Source organism: Lentzea sp. NPDC055074 (assembly GCF_053608005.1).
In genome coordinates this window covers 45,645-60,564 of record NZ_JBSGUQ010000015.1, presented here as the reverse complement: position 1 = coordinate 60,564, position 14,920 = coordinate 45,645, and the positions used below count along the sequence as shown (strand labels likewise).

The window sequence follows — 14,920 nt, the reverse complement described above, 5'->3', positions numbered from 1 at the left end:
CCCTAGACCCGGCGCTGATCCGCGAGGCCCCCTCGTCGACCCCGCGGACCAGCGACGCAGAGGCTCAGCTCTGCCAGACGATCGGCGACTTCACGTAGTCGTCGCCGCGGTTGTACTCGCCGCCCGTGACCTTCGAGCCGTCCGGTGCCGCGGTGAGCACGCAGGTCTCGTAGGTCTCGCCGGTCGTCTTGAACGTCCTGGGCGCGCTGGTGGAGTCGCACTTCGGCGTGTCACCGCTGATGATCACACCGGTGCCCTTGCCGTCCTCGCCCAGGCCGCGCAGGGACACCGAGGTGAAGCTCAGGTCCGTGCCGCTCAGGTTCTCGACCTTGACCCGCAGGTAGAACGGCGTGATGTTCTTGGCCTTGTCGCCGAACTTCGCCAGGTCCTCCTTCGCCCCCGCCTCGATGGCGGTGAGCGTGACGGCCATCGTGCCGCTCTTGTCGCTCAGCACGTACGGGATCACCGCGCGGGCGCCGACCTTGAGCTTCGAGCCGGGAGCGGTGACGTCCCCGCCGGCGGGGACGACCGGAGCAGCCTTGGACGCGCTGGTCTTCTCGGTGCTCGTGGCGGTGGTGGTCGTCGTCGTGTCGGTGGCGGGGGTCGCCGTACCGGTGGTCTCCGAGCCGCAGGCCGACAGGAGCAGGCCCGCCGTCGCGACGGAGGCGATGAACAGGGGGCCACGGGCGTGCGTCACTGCGGGACTCCTCGGACTGCGGAACCTGGGCGCCCAGGACGTTAGGCCGGATGCAGGAGCGGCGGTATCGGTCGTTCGCACCACACGCGGGCTCAGAGGTCGTCGAGGCCGATCAGCCCGTCCTGGATCGCCCTCGCGACGAGCGCGGCCTTGGTCGGCGCCTGCCTGCCGATCGCGGCGTACTTGACCCTGATCCGCTCCAGGTGGGAGTTCACCGTGCTGAGCGTGATGTTCAGGCGTTGCGCCACGAACTCCTTCGACTCCGACTGGAACCACTCGACCAGCACCTCGGTCTCGCGCGGTGACAGCGCGGGCCGCGTCTCCGACCGGTCGCCCGCCAGCGCCCCCGCGAGTGCGGGCGGCGTGTACGACTGGCCCTGGGCCGCCGCCTTCACGGCCTGCACCAGGTGGTCGGCGCCTTCTGCCTTGGTCAGGTAGCTGAGCGCGCCGATCTCCAGGCACTGCAGCACGATCTCGTCGTCCGCGCGCATCGAGTAGACGACGACCCTGCGCCCGTCCTCGACGAGCTTGCGCAGTTCGGACATGGCGGGCGCGACGCCGCCGAGGTGCAGGTCCAGCACCACGACCTGCGCCTGGGCGCCGGGACCGGTCCACGCGACCTCGGGGTCCTCGCCGCTCGCCACGAGCTCGACGTCCGCTGTGGACAGCCAGTGCGCGACCCCGGCGCGCACGACGGGATGGTCGTCGACCACGACCGCCGTCACGTCGTCCGCCATCTCGCCTCACTTCTCACCAGTCCGCTGTGGACACTCGTCTCGACCGTGGTCGTCACCGGTCTGCCCGGCGCCGGCAGCGTCTCCGCGGCGTCCGCCACCACCGCCACGCGCACCTCCGTGGGGGTGCGCAACAGGCTCACCTTCGCACGTCCGTTCGCGACGGCGAGCGCCTGGGCCATCGGCGCGACCAGTTCACGCCGCACCTCCGTCGGCACCGGTGTCGCCATGCCGCTGACGGCGAGCGAGACGACGACACCACGCCGTTCGGCGGCGTCCACACACGCGGTCAGCTCGTGCAGCAACGGGTCGGGCACGTCGTCGTTCTCCGCGAACAACCTGCGCAGCTGCACCGACGCCACCGAGCACCGCAGCCTCGTCGTCTGGTCGGCCACGGTCGTTCGTTCGTCGGCGAGGTCCGCGAGCAACGGCAGCAACGCGCCGAGCTGTCCTTCGAACCCGGCTCGCAGGTCCTGTTCCCGCTGGCGGGCCAGCTCTTCGCGGGTGCGTGCGGCGTCGTGCTCGGCCGCGGCCTCGGCGGCGAGACGGGCGTCGCGGTGCAGGACGCGCGTGATCACCAGGACGCCGAGCTGGAAGCTCGTGCCGCTGAGGATCACGACCCCGGCCGTGCCGGCGTCGCCGCTGCCGTCGTGCGCGAACCACGCGATGCTGAAGCAGATGTGCGCGCTCAGTGCCGCCACCAGCGCTGCCGGTCGTTCGACCAGGACCAGCAGCAGGTACCAGCCGACCAGTCCGAACGCCCAGTCCGCGGGGGCGAACGACGTGCCGGTGGGGAGGGCGGTGGTCGCCAGGACCGATGCCGTCAGGGGTGCGACGGCCAGGTACGCCGGTGTCGGTCTGCCGGCCGCGACCTGTGCGGCCACGATCCCCAGCACGGTGGTGAGGAGGCCGTAGGCGAACCACGCCGCCGGAGCGTGGGGGTGACCGACCAGGGAGGGCAGGGTGAGGACGAGCTGGACGGCGGTGACGACGACCAGCAGGACCTGCCGGGTGATGGCGGAGACGGCGTGGTCGGTCATCGGTGGCTCACTCGCGCCGCGCCGGGTCGACGTGGGAGACGGCGTGGCCGGTCCACTCGCGCCGCGCCGGGTCGACGTGGGAGACGGCGTGGCCGGTCCACTCACGACCCGCTGGGTCGGTCCACTCGCCACACCGCGGTCCTGTCCGGCGGAGGCTTCCTCGTAAGTCACCCGCGACCCACCCCGCCCGCAGTCCGGTCCCCGGCGGTCCACTCCAGCCGCACCGAGGTCCCCGCCTCCCCCGACTCGATCACCACGACACCACCGGCCGCCTCGAGCCGTTCGACCACCGACCCGCGCAACCCGCGCCGGTGCTCCGGCACGTCAGCGGGCACGAACCCACGGCCGGCGTCCCGGACGACGACCACCGCCCCCAGCTCCCTCGTCACCGTCAGGTCAGCCGCGCCCGTCCCGGCATGCCGCTCGACGTTCGTCAGCAACTCCCGAGCGGCCCGCACGAACTGCAGCGCCACCCCGGCCGGCACCGGCACGACCTCGGCCTCCACCCGCACGTCGACCGCGCTGTCCCGCGCCACCGCCGTGAGCGCGGCCCCGAGGTCCACGGTCCCCTGCCCGTTGCCCTGCTCGGCCAGCACCACCAGGTCCCGGCGCGCCTGCGCGGCCACCTCCACAGGGTCACCGCCGTGCGCGGCCATCAGGAACGTCGCCGCCGCCGTGTCGTGCAGCAGTGCGAGGTACTCGCGCTCCCGTCGTCCCTGGTCCAGGGCGATCGCCGCGGCACGGCTCTGCTCGGCGGCGCGTTCGCGGAGCAGGTCGACGCGGCGGCTCGACCTGCGCAGCAGGTCGTACGCCAGGCGCGCGAGCACCGACTCCAGCACCGCCCGCACGAGCACGGCAGGCCCGGTCGTCACCACCTGCACCGCGAGCAGCGCGGCCGTCGCGGGCACGCTCACCTTCGGCGGCCACTGCCACTGCCAGGTGATCAGCGTCGTCGTGAGCACCGTGAGCACCCACTGGTCGGCGTCCGCGCCCAGCAGCACCGACAGCAGCACGACCCGCAGGAACGCCACCGGCAGCGCCACGCGGGGGAAGCGGAAGTCGGCGACCGTGCTCGCCGCGACCGCCGCGCACAACGACCATCCCAGCGGCGAGTTCAGCGAGAAGGCGCCGAAGAGGCTGACCAGCACGACACAGGCGCCGCGGACGGGACCCGCGAGACGGGACACCGTCGCAAGCAGCCTCGCCTCCAGCACGTCAGGCATTCTGCGTCAGCCGCCGCAGACGCGCCCAGCCGGGGCATGTCGTCCGCGTATCGAAAAACGCGTACGTCCTCGCAACGGGCGACCGGCTTCAGTGAGTCGTGCTCAACACCTGGCAGGAGTGGGTCGGTACGGAGACCGGGGTCGTGGTCGGCGCGGTGCTCGGGATACCCGCGGCCGTCCTCGCGATGCTGCTCCTGGGCCTCTACCGCAAGCTCACCACGTACCCGTGCCCGTGGCGGACCGCGGTCGCCGACGTCGGCATGGTCTACGGGACGCTGCCGTGGGTGTGGATCATCATGCTGCCGGGCGCGGAGCCGGGCACCCCCGGTGAGCTGAGCCTGGTGCCGTTCGTGGACCTCGTCGACCTGGTCGAACACCGCGACGCCGGGCAGATCGTCGGCAACATGCTGGTGTTCGCGGCACTCGGGTTCTTCGCCCCGCAGAGGTTCGCGGCGCTGCGCTCGATGTGGCGGGTGCTGGCGTTCGCGGCGGGCTGCTCGGCGTTCCTGGAGGTCCTGCAGTTCGTGCTGCGGCTCGATCGGGTGTCCTCTGTGGACGACGTGCTGCTCAACGCCGTCGGCGCGGCACTGGCAGCGCTCGCGTCCCGGTGGTGGTGGCGTCCGAGGCCCGCGCCGCGCGACGAACGGCACCTGGTCGCCGTGTAGATATGCCGGCGATATGCCGTGCTGCCTAGGCTGACGGGCATGCGCGTGCTGATCGTCGAGGACGAGCCCTACCTGGCCGAAGCCGTCCGGGACGGGCTCCGGCTGGAGGCCATCGCCGCGGACATCGCCGGAGACGGCGACACGGCGCTCGAGATGCTCAGCGTCCACTCCTACGACCTGGCGGTGCTCGACCGCGACATCCCCGGACCGTCCGGGGACGAGGTCGCGCGGCGGATCGTCGCGTCCGGCAGCGGCATGCCGATCCTCATGCTCACCGCGGCCGACCGGATCGACGACAAGGCGTCCGGGTTCGGGCTCGGCGCCGACGACTACCTCACCAAGCCGTTCGAGCTGCGGGAGCTGGTGCTGCGGCTCAGGGCGCTCGCCCGCAGACGCGCCCACGCGCGGCCGCCGGTGAGCGAGATCGGCGGGCTGCGGCTCGACCCGTTCCGGCGCGAGGTCTTCCGCGACGGGCAGTACGTGGCGCTGACCCGCAAGCAGTTCGCGGTGCTCGAGGTGCTCGTCGGCGCGCAGGGCGGGGTCGTCAGCGCCGAGGAGCTGCTGGAACGGGCGTGGGACGAGAACGCCGACCCGTTCACCAACGCCGTCCGCATCACGGTCTCCGCGCTGCGCAAGCGACTCGGCGAACCGTGGCTCATCACGACCGTGCCGGGCGTCGGCTACCGCATCGACGCCGATGCCTAGGGCCCCGGGACTCAGCGCCCGCCTGAAGTTCACCCTGAGCTACGCGGGCATCGTCGTCGTGTCCGGCGCCGTCCTGATCGCGGTGGCCTGGTGGTACCTGCTGCGCTTCCTCCCAGACAACGACCAGGGCCTGCTCTTCACGAGCCCCAACCGCTACCTGCTCTCCCGCATCTTCGGCCGCGCCGCCGCCATCGCCATGCTGTTCCTGGTGGCGTTCGGCCTCCTCGGCGGCTGGCTCCTCGCGGGCCGCATGCTCTCCCCGCTCGACAAGATCACGGACGCCGCGCGCCTGGCCGCCAAGGGCTCGCTGTCGCACCGCATCCGGATGCCCGGCAAGACCGACGAGTTCCGGGAACTGTCCGACGTCTTCGACACCATGCTCGAGAAGCTCGAGTCGCACGTCGACGAGCAACGCCGGTTCGCCGCCAACGCCTCCCACGAACTGCGCACCCCGCTCGCGATCTCCCAGTCGCTGCTCGACGTGGCCCGCCAGGACCCGGCGAAGCTCGACGGCGAGCTGGTCGACCGCCTCCACACCACCACACGCCGCGCGATCGACCTCACCGAGGCGTTGCTGCTGCTCAGCCGCGGCGACCGAGGCACCTTCACCCGCGAGCCGGTCGACCTGTCCCTGGTCGCCGAGGAGGCCGCGGAAACCCTTCTGCCCCTGGCGGAACAGCGCGGGATCACCCTCGACGTCACCGGGGAACCCGCGGCCACGACAGGATCCGCGGAGCTCCTGCTGCGAGTCGTCACGAACCTGATCCAGAACGCGATCGTGCACAACCTCCCCGCGGACGGCACGATCACCGTCCACACCGAACCGCAGCACCAGGCGTGCGTCCTGCGCGTCGAGAACTCGGGCCGCGTGCTCGCGCCGGACCTCGTGCCGACGCTCACCGAACCGTTCCAGCGCGGCGGCGACCGCGTGCGCAGCGACGATCACGCGGGCGTCGGCCTGGGCCTCGCGATCGTGCACAGCATCGTCCGCGCCCACGACGGCGCCCTCGACATCGCCGCACGCCCGGAAGGCGGCCTGCGCGTCACGATCCGGCTGCCCAGCTCCTGAGCCGGGGCCCGATCTCGTCGAAGAACGCGGTCTTGGCACGCGTGTAGTCGTCGTAGTCCGGCCCGCCCGCGTGCTCGTCGGCGAGCCGGCGCTTGATCTGCTCGTAGCGCCGGGCCTGCTCGGGGTGGCTCCGCAGCCAGTCGCGGAAGTCCACGACGAACTGAGCGAACGGCGAGTCGGCGCGCCGGACGTGGAGAATCGCGCCCTCCTCCGGTGAGTGGAAGAGGCGCTTCTCGTAGGCGGAGTCGTCGGCCTGGTCCCCCGGCCTCCGAACGTCGCGGTGCACTCCGGGCGAGTCCGGCCTCGACCCGAGCGCCGGCTCGAACGGCGTCGGCGCCAGGAGCTCGGCCAGCCGCGCCGACGACGGCAGGTCCGGCACGCGCACCTGCAGGTCCACGAACGGCTTCGCGCCGAGCCCCGGCACCGCGGTCGACCCGATGTGCTCGTAGACGAACCCGTCCGCTCCGGGCAGCGGGGCGAGGGCCGCACGCACCTCGGCGAGGAGGCGCCGGGCTCGCAGCGGCCAGTCGGGGTCGTGTTCCACGATCACAGCGGAAGGCATACCTCGACCTTAGCCCGATCGGGGAGGTCGCCCTCGAAGCATTTCCCGTTACACCGCGACTTTGGACTCTCCATCAATTCGGCGAATGCGACGGAGTCATTCGGCCCTGTGCGCCGCACCCGTTCGGGGATCACGCTTGTCGTCTTCTGCAGCGACGGGAGGGCACGATGACCGAGCCGAGTGGCACGGTGACCGGCAGCGGCCAGTTCCGCGTCGGACCCGAACTCAGAACCGGCGTGATCGAAACGCGGAACCAGGGCGCGAAAGCCGTTCTGCACACCGTGGTCGACGGCGAGCCGATGGTCGAGGGCGACATCGTGCTCACCCTCGCGCGGGACGGCGACGTCCACCCGGAGGGCGTGATCATCCCTGGTCAGCAGTTCCGCTGGCCGGGCGGGCGGGTGCCGTTCGAGATCGACCCGGCCCTGCCGGACCAGGCCCGCGTGCACAACGCGATCGCGCACTGGCAGCGCAACACCCGCATTCGACTGGTGCCGAGAACCTCGACGGACACGAATTTCATTCGTTTCCAGCCCGGCGGTGGCTGCAGTTCTCCCGTCGGCATGCGCGGGAATCGCCAGAACATCACAATCGCCGCCGCCTGCGAAACCGGCGCGACCATTCACGAGATCGGGCACAGCGTCGGCCTGTGGCACGAGCAGAGCCGCGAGGACCGCAACAACTTCGTGAGAATCGACTTCACGAACATCCAGCAGCAGAACGCCCACAACTTCAACCAGCACCTCACCGACGGCGACGACGTCGGGCCGTACGACCACCACTCGATCATGCACTACCCGCGGTGGGCGTTCGCGATCGACACGAGCCGCGACACGATCACGCCGATCCAGAACGTCGAGATCGGCCAGCGCGAGGGACTCAGTCCCGGCGACTGCGCGGCGGTGCGGGCGATGTACAGCGGCCTCGAACCGGCGGCGGTGTTCCAGGGAGTGCAGTTCACCGGCTCCGTCCCGGCCGGCACGACGAAGCGCTGGTTCACGCACAGCTGGCCCGCCCACTGGTACGTGCTGTGGACGGTCGTGCCGACGGCGCCCGCGGTCGACGGCGGCGCGCAGGTCGAGTGGACCACGCAGGTCACCCGGCAGTCCGGCGGTTTGCTCAAGTACTTCCTCGCCGTCACGAACCTCACCGGCGGTCCCGTGGACGTCGAGGCCCGCTACGACGTGCTCGGCTGGTCGCCGAGCGCCCTGTGAGAGGAGTCGCCATGAGCGCCGACCTCGACGGCGGGGCCGCCCCCGCCTCACTCGACGACCTGGTCGTCGCCGAGTCCTTCGCCCCCGCCGGAGACGGTGGCGCGGCGCCGGATGCCGCCGCGGACACCGGGGACGTCGTGGCAGAGGAGGTCTCGCACGAAGCCGAGGACGCCGGTCCCGCACCGGAGAACTGAACGGAGAACCCGATGCGACTTGGTGTGCAGTTCCGAGGACAGGTGCCCGGCGGGACGTCGCGGCGCTGGTTCACCCACAGCTGGCCGGAGGGCTGGCGGGTGGTGTGGATGGTGGTGCCGACCTGGCCGATGGTCGACGGTGGCGCGCAGGTCGAGTGGAAGGTGCAGGTCGACCGGCAGGCCGCCGGGCTGATCAAGTACTTCATCGAGATCCGCAACCTCACCGGCGGTCCCGTGGACGTCGAGGCCCGCTTCGCCGTCCTCGACTGATCCGGTGCGCGGCACGGTGGTGATCCCGGCGGGCACGCCCGCGTTCGGCCGGGCGGTGCTGCGGGTGCGGCTGCTCGACGTCGCGCTCGCCGACGCGCCCGCGGCCACGCTGGCCGAGCACGTCCGCGAGTTCTCCCGCGACGACACGGCAGAGCAGCGCCTGCCGTTCGACTTCGGCCTGGCTGATGGGCCGATGCTGTCCGTCGCCGCTCACGTGGACGTGAGCGGCGACGGACAGGTTCGTCACGGCGACCTGGTGACCACGAGCGCCGTCGAGCCGTCCGACGGCGTGGTCGTCCCGGTCGACCCGGTGTAGGTCAGCGCCGGTAGACGCCGAGCTCGTAGAGCGAGTAGCCCCAGCCGGTACCGCGCTGGGTGGCGTGCAGCCGGACGTAGCGGCCCGTCGCCGTCACGTCGATCGAGTCCACACCGCCGTTGCCGGTGGTCGTGCCGTAGACCGATCGCCAGTTGTTGCCGTCGTCGGACACCTGGATCTCGTAGGCCCGGCCGTACGCGCCCTCCCACACCAGCTGCACGTGCTGGAACGTCGTGACCGCGCCGAGGTCGACGCGCAGCCACTGCGGGTCGGCCCAGTCGGTGGCCCAGCGCGAGCTCCCGTTGCCGTCGACGGCGTTCGACGGCGGGTAGGGGGCGCCGTCACCGACCTGCTGGTAGGACGACGCCGTCGTGGGCCTGCCCTGTGCGACGTTCGTCCCGGCCGGCTGCGGTGCGACGACCCGGACCGACCTCGTCTCGATGCCGATGTTGCCGCGGCCGTCCTCGGCCATGACGTAGACCTTCCACACCCCCAGGCGGTCCGGGGCGGTGACGGTCAGCCGGTTCCCGGTGACCTGCACCGGGGTTCCGGCCAGGCCACCGCTGTTGTCGATGTACTTGCTGTTGAACGCCGCCGACCACGCGATGGCGTCCCCGTTCGGATCGGACGCGGCCACGTCGATGGTCAGCGGAGCCCCGGCGGCGACGGTCTGCGGCAGGTTCATCGCGGAGATCACCGGCGGGGTGTTCGACGGCGTCGCGCCTCCGAAGGCCCGCTGCACCGAGTAGAACGACAGGCGCTTCTTCCCCGCGGGCGTCAGGTTGAACCAGACCGCGCCGAAGTCGTACTCCGTGCCGTAGTGGAACAGCGTGCCGCCGAAGGAGACCCCGGTGTGGGCGGTGATGCAGTTCCAGGCCTGGGTGTACCCGTCGCGCTTCTGCACGTCCGTCGGCTCGGCCGGCACGCCGTTGGCGTCGTTGGGCACCTCCCACTCCCCCGCCGGACCGGCCTCGGTCAGGATGTACGGCTTCGTGTACCCACCGGAGACCCAGTCCTGGCGCACCTTGCAGACGTTGCCGTAGGAGTTCACCGAGTACAGGTCGAGGTCGGGCGCGTGCGCCTTGAGGTACACCCACGCACCGGTCCACGCGTCCGTGTTCGTCACCGGGTGGTTCGTGTCGATCGCGTGGATCGCCCGCGCCGCCTCGTTGACGTACTTCGCGTACTCGACGCGCTGGGTCTCCAGCTCGGCGCCCGAGTAGCAGTTCTGCAGTCCCAAGATGGACTCGTTGCCGACGTTCCACATGAGAACGCCGGGGTGGTCCTTGTACGCGGTCACCCACTGGCGGATCTGGCCGAGCATGTCGGCCTTGTACTGGGTGTCCGTCACGTAGTTCACGCAGCCGCCGGAACCGGGACCGCCACCGGGCTGCAACCAGAAGCCGTTCATCACGCGCAGACCGTTCGCGGCGGCCGCGTCCAGCAGCGGGCGGGTCGAGGCGTCCGTGCCCCAGGTCCGCAGCGTGTTGACACCCATGGACTTGAGCTCGGGCATGTACCTCGCGGCGTCCGCGGCCGGCGGGCCCCACGTCAGGCCCTTCACCGTCCACGGCTGACCGTCGACCGTGAGCTGCCAGTTGCCCTGCGACCCGGTGACCCGCACGCCGGTGCCGGGCTGCGGGTTCGAGCCGCCCTGCTCGCCGTACACCCGGAACTCCCACAGCGAGACGCCGTAGCCGTTGGCGCGCTGGGTCGAGTGGACGCGGACGTACCGGCCGGTGCCGGTGACGTCGAAGCCCTGCCTGCCACCGGTGCCCCCGGTGACGGATCTGACGGACGACCAGGAGTCGCCGTTGGCGGACACCTGGATCTCGAAGTTCGTAGCGTGGGCGGACTCCCAGTCGAGCTCGACACGGGTCACCGTCGACGACGCGCCCAGGTCGACCCGCAGCCACTGCGGGTCGCTCCACGCGCTGGACCAGCGTGTGCCCGGGTCACCGTCGACCGCCGCCGACGCGGGGGTTCCCGCGCCCTCGGTCGACGACGCGGTGGCGGGTTTGCCTTGGGACAGCAGCGACGGCGCGGCACTGACCGTGCCCGGCACGACTGCGAGTCCCACGAGCACGGCGAGCACCGTGCCCACGGAGCGGAGGCGGAACATTGCGTCTCCTGGGGTTGGGGTGAGATGCGGGAGAGCGCTCTCACAACCCTGACGGCGAATGTTACGAACAGACTTCGACGATGTCAACGCACCTCTTGACACCTCGCGAGACGAGCGGGACTCTACGTGGGAGAGCGCTCTCCCAAGCCGGTAGCCCCATCGGCAGGAGGACACAGTTGTCCCGAAAACTCAGCGCGCTGGCCGTCACGGCCGGCCTCGTCGCGGCCGTGTTCGCGGTCGCGAGCCAGTCGGCCCAGGCCGACGACTACGTCAGTCACCACGAGTTCCAGGCGAACTGCGCGTTCGCCACGGACCGCCCGGACGACCCGATCGTCTTCCCCGGACTGCCGGGCGCGTCGCACCTGCACACGTTCCTCGGCAACAACTCCATCAACGCGAACAGCACCAACGACTCGCTCCGGCAGGGCAGCACGAACTGCATCACGCCGGACGACAAGTCGGCGTACTGGTTCCCGTCGGTGCTGAACGGCGACCAGGTCGTGCGGCCGATCGGCAACCAGGTCGTCTACTACAAGTCGGGAATCCTGAAGTACCAGGACGTCCAGCCGTTCCCGCCGGGCATGCGGTTCGTGGTCGGCAGTCCCACCTCGACGCTCGAGCAGTTCCGCGACCACCCCGGCGCCATCGAGGGGTTCGAGTGCGGCGACAGCGCCAAGAACTGGGACATCCCGGCCTGGTGCGCCCCAGGCAGCCAGCTCAACGTCCGCTTCCAGGCGCCGAGCTGCTGGAACGGCCGTGATCTCGACTCGGCGGACCACAAGTCGCACATGGCCTACCCGGACCGCGCGAGCCTGGTCTGCCCGTCGTCGCATCCCGTGCCAGTGCCGATGATCGAGTTCAAGATGGCGTTCCCGGTGTCCGGGGACATGTCCCGGGTGCGGTTGTCGAGCGGCCGGGGCTACACCTGGCACTACGACTTCATGAACGCCTGGGACGCCCCCACCCAGGCCGCGCTCGTCCGTCACTGCGTCAACGGCGGCCTGCAGTGCGACCCGCGCGGGTACGACCAGTACAAGCCCCATCGGGGCGCCGCACTCGGACCGGACTACCGGTTGCCGCGGTGAAGTCGGATCTCCAGCACCCCGGGGCTCACGCTCCGGGGGGTCTCGTGTTCGGGGAACTCCTAGCGCGGGGCCGACAGCGTCGTCCCCGGCAGGAACTCGCACGACAGCAGCTCGTGGGTCAGCTTCTGCGGCAGGCGGGCCAGCAGGTGCACGGCACGCCGGCCCGTCTCCCACCTCGGCACGCGCATCCCGGTGAGGCCCAGCAGGTCGGTCTCCGGCACGTCGAGCGCCAGCACCGAGAGGTCCCCCGGCACGGAAAGACCCCGGCGCCGCGCCGCACGGACGAGTGCGGACGCGTCGTCGGGGTGTTCGGCGATCACCGCCGTGACGCCGACGCGCAGGAGCTGGTCGAGCCAGACGGCCGGGGCGTGCAGTCCCTTGACGCGCCAGGACTCCGCGGCCTCACGGAAGCCGTGCAGGCGTTCGGCCGAGGCGATGCCGCTCGGCAGTCCGATGTAGACGATCTGCAGATGGCCGAGAGCCGCGGTGCGCGCGACGAGATCTCGCACGCCCGCGGCGTAGTCGACGTCCACGTACGGGACGTCTCTGGCGGTGCTGTCCCGTCTGCCGATCGACACGAACGGGATGGCGTTGTCCGCCAGGCATCTCAGGTCGTGCTCGTCGGCGGTGCGGTCGAGCAGCACGCAGCCGCTGAGGGCCACGTGCCGCGTGTCGACGAAGTCGAGGTCGGCGCACAGGAGCAGGCCGCTGCCCGCCCTGTGCGCCGCGTGACCTATGCCCGCCAGAGCGGGCGTGCTCTCACCGGGAAGCTTCTCCCGGGAGAGCACGCCGATCAGGCTCACGGATAGTTCACCAGGTAACGGACCTGGTTCGCGGTGTTCGCGACACCACCGACACCGTTGATGACGTTCGCGATCGTGCCCACGCCGCCGAGCGACACGGTGACCAGGTGCGTGAACCGGACACCGGCCCGGTTGGGCGCCTCGAACCCGTTGTCCGTCACGATGCTCGGATCCGCCTGGTTGAAGGCGTAGACGCCTACGCCGAACGCCTCGTGCGTCGTCACGGTGTCCGCGACCTTGTAGCCGGCCCAGCCGCGCTTGGACCCGTTCATCCACGCGGCCTGGTTCGGCGGGTCGTAGGGCAGCTCGTTCTGGTACAGGTAGACGCGGCCTCCGTTACCGTTCCACACCAGGTTGTGCTGCTGGTAGTGCTCCACGAACAAACCGTACGCGATGACGTTGTCGCCGTTGACGACCACACCGTTCTGGCCGGGGTTGGCCGTCCAGCTGACGCCCTCGCCGTGGTCGGCGCGCCACACCCAGGTGTGGTCGATGATGGTGTTGCGGCTGTTCACCCGCAGGCTCGTCGTCGCCTTGCCGGCCTGCGACCCGCCGACGCGCAGGTACACGTCGTGCATCGAGGTGGGGTTGGCCGAGTGGTCGGTCGTCGTCGAGTCGCCGATCTCCAGCAGCACCGGGGAGTTCTGCACCCCCGCGTCGACCAGGAACCCGGCGAGCTTCACACCGTCCACATCGGACGTCGTCAGCGCCGCCCTGCCGGTGGTCGGCGTCAGCGTCGCGAGCCCCAGGCCGAGCACGACCGTGTTCGGGCGGGTCACGCGGATCGTGTCGTCGACCTGGTGGATGCCGGGGGTGAGCAGGAGGTGCTTGCCCTGCTGCAACGCCGCGTTGATCGTGGCGACCGGGGTGCCGGGCTTGACGATGAAGAAGTCCGCCAGCGACACCGACGTGCCGGGGTTGCCGTTCTCCCAGCTCGTGCCCCGGGAGTTCTGGCGCAGCGCGGGGATGAACACCCGGTACTCACCGGAGTTGTCGAAGTACAGGTACGGCTTCTCGCGCGTCACCGGCGAGGTGTCCACGGTCGTGTGCGACGGGTTCGGGAACTGGTTCGGCGGTGCGCCCTGCGTTCCCGCGAAGACCATGTTCCAGACCGAACCGGACCAGCCGCCCGCCAGGTTGCTGTTGCGGGTGAGGAACTGCTGCTGCGAACCGGAGACGGTCACGCCGTCGATCTTGCTGTCGACGATCAGGCCACCGCTGGCCCAGCCGTCGTAGCCGTTCCACAGGTGCGCCTGGCCACGCAGGTGCATCCGCCGGTACGCCGTGGCCTGCGAGACCGCCCAGCGCTCGACCTGGTTCGCCGGCAGCGTCACGGACAGGTTCTCCGCACCGCGCCAGAAGTTCTGGGTCGCGTTGCCGAGGTTGTTCGGGTCGCTGCCCTGCTGCAGCCAGTCGGCCTCGACCCGGATGTGGCCGTTGATGTTCACGTCGTCCGGCATCAGGCCCAGGCCCGCGACCTGCGTGTAGAAACGCAGGTTGACGTCGGCGTCGTAGGTGCCGGGCTTGAAGAGGACGGCATGGCGCTGCGGGCCGAACTGGTTCGTCTTCATCTGCGCGGAGATCGCGTCGAGCCTCGACTGCATCTCCGCCTGCGACGAGCCCGGACCGTAGACGTACACGTTCGGGCCGAAGTCGGGGTTGCGCGGGTCGGTCGGCGTCACGCCTGGAACGTCCGGAGTACCGGTGTAGACCCCGAGCTCCCACAACGAGTAGCCGTAGCCGGTGCCGCGCTGGGTGCCCAGCACCCGGACGTACCGGCCGGACCCGCTGACGTCGAGCGACTGGGCGCCGCCCGTGCTCGTGGTCGTGGAGTGGACGTCACGCCAGGAGCTCGCGTTGTCGGACAGCTGGACCTGGAAAGCCTTGCCGTAAGCCGCTTCCCAGTTCAGGGCTACGCGGCAGACCTGCTGGGTGGAGCCGAGGTCGACCTGCAGCCACTGCGGGTCGGAGAACTGCGAGGACCACCTGGTCCCCGCGTTGCCGTCCACGGCAGCGGAGGCGGGAGTGCCACCGCCCTCGGCGGACGACGCCGTCGCGGTCTTGCCGAGTGCGACGTTGGTGGTGCCACACCCGGCGGCGCCGGCTGGGGCGGTGCTGATGCTTGCGGTGGTCACGAGACACAGGGCTGCGGCAGCGAGTGCGGCCGCCCGGGACAGGGGAGAGCTCATGAGCCTGCCTGACACGTTTGGGGCGAGTGAGC

At 70.8% G+C, this 14,920-nt stretch carries 16 protein-coding genes; 8 read left to right on the top strand and 8 right to left on the bottom strand.

All coding sequences use genetic code 11. The features are described 5' to 3' along the window. Window positions 1–64: 64 nt before the first annotated feature. The 4 genes from ACWF7A_RS29665 to ACWF7A_RS29650 all read right to left on the bottom strand — a co-directional run bounded on the left by ACWF7A_RS29665 (window position 65) and on the right by ACWF7A_RS29650 (window position 3,694). Window positions 65–697 (bottom strand): hypothetical protein, encoded by a 633-nt coding sequence (locus ACWF7A_RS29665; RefSeq protein WP_452253782.1) that lies wholly within the window; start codon window positions 695–697, stop codon window positions 65–67. Window positions 698–789: 92 nt separating this feature from the next. Further along, window positions 790–1,434, bottom strand: coding sequence for a response regulator (locus tag ACWF7A_RS29660; RefSeq protein ID WP_452253781.1), 645 nt, complete (start codon window positions 1,432–1,434; stop codon window positions 790–792). Continuing rightward, window positions 1,419–2,471, bottom strand: a complete 1,053-nt coding sequence (locus tag ACWF7A_RS29655; RefSeq protein WP_452253780.1) for a hypothetical protein — start codon at window positions 2,469–2,471, stop codon at window positions 1,419–1,421. Before ACWF7A_RS29655 ends, ACWF7A_RS29660 begins: the two co-directional genes overlap by 16 nt. Before the next feature lie 167 nt (window positions 2,472–2,638). Further along, window positions 2,639–3,694 carry a sensor histidine kinase gene (locus ACWF7A_RS29650; RefSeq protein ID WP_452253779.1) on the bottom strand — a complete coding sequence of 352 codons (1,056 nt, stop codon included), beginning with the start codon at window positions 3,692–3,694 and terminating at the stop codon, window positions 2,639–2,641. A gap of 98 nt (window positions 3,695–3,792) precedes the next feature. Between ACWF7A_RS29650 and ACWF7A_RS29645 the strand changes: the two genes are divergently transcribed. From ACWF7A_RS29645 to ACWF7A_RS29635, 3 genes are read left to right on the top strand one after another with little or no spacing between them, the layout of a single operon-like run. After that, window positions 3,793–4,359: a VanZ family protein gene (locus ACWF7A_RS29645; RefSeq protein ID WP_452253778.1), complete on the top strand. Its 567-nt coding sequence runs from the start codon at window positions 3,793–3,795 to the stop codon at window positions 4,357–4,359. A 39-nt stretch (window positions 4,360–4,398) separates the two neighbouring features. Continuing rightward, window positions 4,399–5,064 carry a response regulator transcription factor gene (locus ACWF7A_RS29640; protein ID WP_452253777.1) on the top strand — a complete coding sequence of 222 codons (666 nt, stop codon included), beginning with the start codon at window positions 4,399–4,401 and terminating at the stop codon, window positions 5,062–5,064. After that, window positions 5,057–6,133: a sensor histidine kinase gene (locus tag ACWF7A_RS29635; protein ID WP_452253776.1), complete on the top strand. Its 1,077-nt coding sequence runs from the start codon at window positions 5,057–5,059 to the stop codon at window positions 6,131–6,133. Before ACWF7A_RS29640 ends, ACWF7A_RS29635 begins: the two co-directional genes overlap by 8 nt. Here ACWF7A_RS29635 and ACWF7A_RS29630 read toward each other — a convergent pair. Then, the gene (locus ACWF7A_RS29630) at window positions 6,108–6,695 is read right to left on the bottom strand and encodes a GrpB family protein (RefSeq protein WP_452253775.1); all 588 of its coding nucleotides are present in this window, start codon (window positions 6,693–6,695) and stop codon (window positions 6,108–6,110) included. The genes ACWF7A_RS29635 and ACWF7A_RS29630 overlap by 26 nt on opposite strands. 167 nt (window positions 6,696–6,862) lie before the next feature. Here ACWF7A_RS29630 and ACWF7A_RS29625 point away from each other — a divergent pair, with 167 nt between their 5' ends. Genes ACWF7A_RS29625 through ACWF7A_RS29610 form a run of 4 tightly spaced genes read left to right on the top strand, consistent with a single transcriptional unit; the run spans window position 6,863 to window position 8,689 of the window. Continuing rightward, window positions 6,863–7,909 (top strand): M12 family metallopeptidase, encoded by a 1,047-nt coding sequence (locus tag ACWF7A_RS29625; RefSeq protein ID WP_452253774.1) that lies wholly within the window; start codon window positions 6,863–6,865, stop codon window positions 7,907–7,909. 11 nt (window positions 7,910–7,920) lie between these two features. After that, window positions 7,921–8,103, top strand: a complete 183-nt coding sequence (locus tag ACWF7A_RS29620) for a hypothetical protein (protein WP_452253773.1) — start codon at window positions 7,921–7,923, stop codon at window positions 8,101–8,103. Window positions 8,104–8,115: 12 nt separating this feature from the next. After that, window positions 8,116–8,373 carry a hypothetical protein gene (locus tag ACWF7A_RS29615; RefSeq protein ID WP_452253772.1) on the top strand — a complete coding sequence of 86 codons (258 nt, stop codon included), beginning with the start codon at window positions 8,116–8,118 and terminating at the stop codon, window positions 8,371–8,373. A gap of 4 nt (window positions 8,374–8,377) precedes the next feature. Continuing rightward, on the top strand, window positions 8,378–8,689 hold the full coding sequence (locus ACWF7A_RS29610) for a YbaY family lipoprotein (RefSeq protein ID WP_452253771.1): 312 nt from the start codon (window positions 8,378–8,380) through the stop codon (window positions 8,687–8,689). A 1-nt stretch (window position 8,690) separates the two neighbouring features. Here ACWF7A_RS29610 and ACWF7A_RS29605 read toward each other — a convergent pair whose 3' ends face one another. Continuing rightward, window positions 8,691–10,811 (bottom strand): discoidin domain-containing protein, encoded by a 2,121-nt coding sequence (locus ACWF7A_RS29605; protein ID WP_452253770.1) that lies wholly within the window; start codon window positions 10,809–10,811, stop codon window positions 8,691–8,693. A gap of 176 nt (window positions 10,812–10,987) precedes the next feature. Here ACWF7A_RS29605 and ACWF7A_RS29600 point away from each other — a divergent pair, with 176 nt between their 5' ends. Continuing rightward, window positions 10,988–11,896, top strand: coding sequence for a DUF1996 domain-containing protein (locus ACWF7A_RS29600; RefSeq protein ID WP_452253769.1), 909 nt, complete (start codon window positions 10,988–10,990; stop codon window positions 11,894–11,896). A 59-nt stretch (window positions 11,897–11,955) separates the two neighbouring features. On the opposite strand, the gene ACWF7A_RS29595 is transcribed toward ACWF7A_RS29600, so the two are convergent. Together ACWF7A_RS29595 and ACWF7A_RS29590 are read right to left on the bottom strand one after the other, a co-directional pair. Continuing rightward, window positions 11,956–12,699 carry a substrate-binding domain-containing protein gene (locus tag ACWF7A_RS29595; RefSeq protein ID WP_452253768.1) on the bottom strand — a complete coding sequence of 248 codons (744 nt, stop codon included), beginning with the start codon at window positions 12,697–12,699 and terminating at the stop codon, window positions 11,956–11,958. Next, a complete protein-coding gene (locus ACWF7A_RS29590; protein ID WP_452253767.1) occupies window positions 12,696–14,834 on the bottom strand; it encodes a discoidin domain-containing protein in 2,139 nt (712 codons plus the stop codon). Before ACWF7A_RS29590 ends, ACWF7A_RS29595 begins: the two co-directional genes overlap by 4 nt. Window positions 14,835–14,920: the final 86 nt, after the last annotated feature.

What these genes read in the sequence shown, in the direction of transcription:
- ACWF7A_RS29605 (WP_452253770.1), bottom strand. Translation starts at nt 10,811, where the DNA reads ATGTTCCGCCTCCGCTCCGTGGGCACGGTGCTCGCCGTGCTCGTGGGA.
- ACWF7A_RS29630 (WP_452253775.1), bottom strand. Translation starts at nt 6,695, where the DNA reads ATGCCTTCCGCTGTGATCGTGGAACACGACCCCGACTGGCCGCTGCGA.
- ACWF7A_RS29660 (WP_452253781.1), bottom strand. Translation starts at nt 1,434, where the DNA reads ATGGCGGACGACGTGACGGCGGTCGTGGTCGACGACCATCCCGTCGTG.
- ACWF7A_RS29640 (WP_452253777.1), top strand. Translation starts at nt 4,399, where the DNA reads ATGCGCGTGCTGATCGTCGAGGACGAGCCCTACCTGGCCGAAGCCGTC.
- ACWF7A_RS29655 (WP_452253780.1), bottom strand. Translation starts at nt 2,471, where the DNA reads ATGACCGACCACGCCGTCTCCGCCATCACCCGGCAGGTCCTGCTGGTC.
- ACWF7A_RS29650 (WP_452253779.1), bottom strand. Translation starts at nt 3,694, where the DNA reads ATGCCTGACGTGCTGGAGGCGAGGCTGCTTGCGACGGTGTCCCGTCTC.
- ACWF7A_RS29615 (WP_452253772.1), top strand. Translation starts at nt 8,116, where the DNA reads ATGCGACTTGGTGTGCAGTTCCGAGGACAGGTGCCCGGCGGGACGTCG.
- ACWF7A_RS29635 (WP_452253776.1), top strand. Translation starts at nt 5,057, where the DNA reads ATGCCTAGGGCCCCGGGACTCAGCGCCCGCCTGAAGTTCACCCTGAGC.
- ACWF7A_RS29620 (WP_452253773.1), top strand. Translation starts at nt 7,921, where the DNA reads ATGAGCGCCGACCTCGACGGCGGGGCCGCCCCCGCCTCACTCGACGAC.
- ACWF7A_RS29625 (WP_452253774.1), top strand. Translation starts at nt 6,863, where the DNA reads ATGACCGAGCCGAGTGGCACGGTGACCGGCAGCGGCCAGTTCCGCGTC.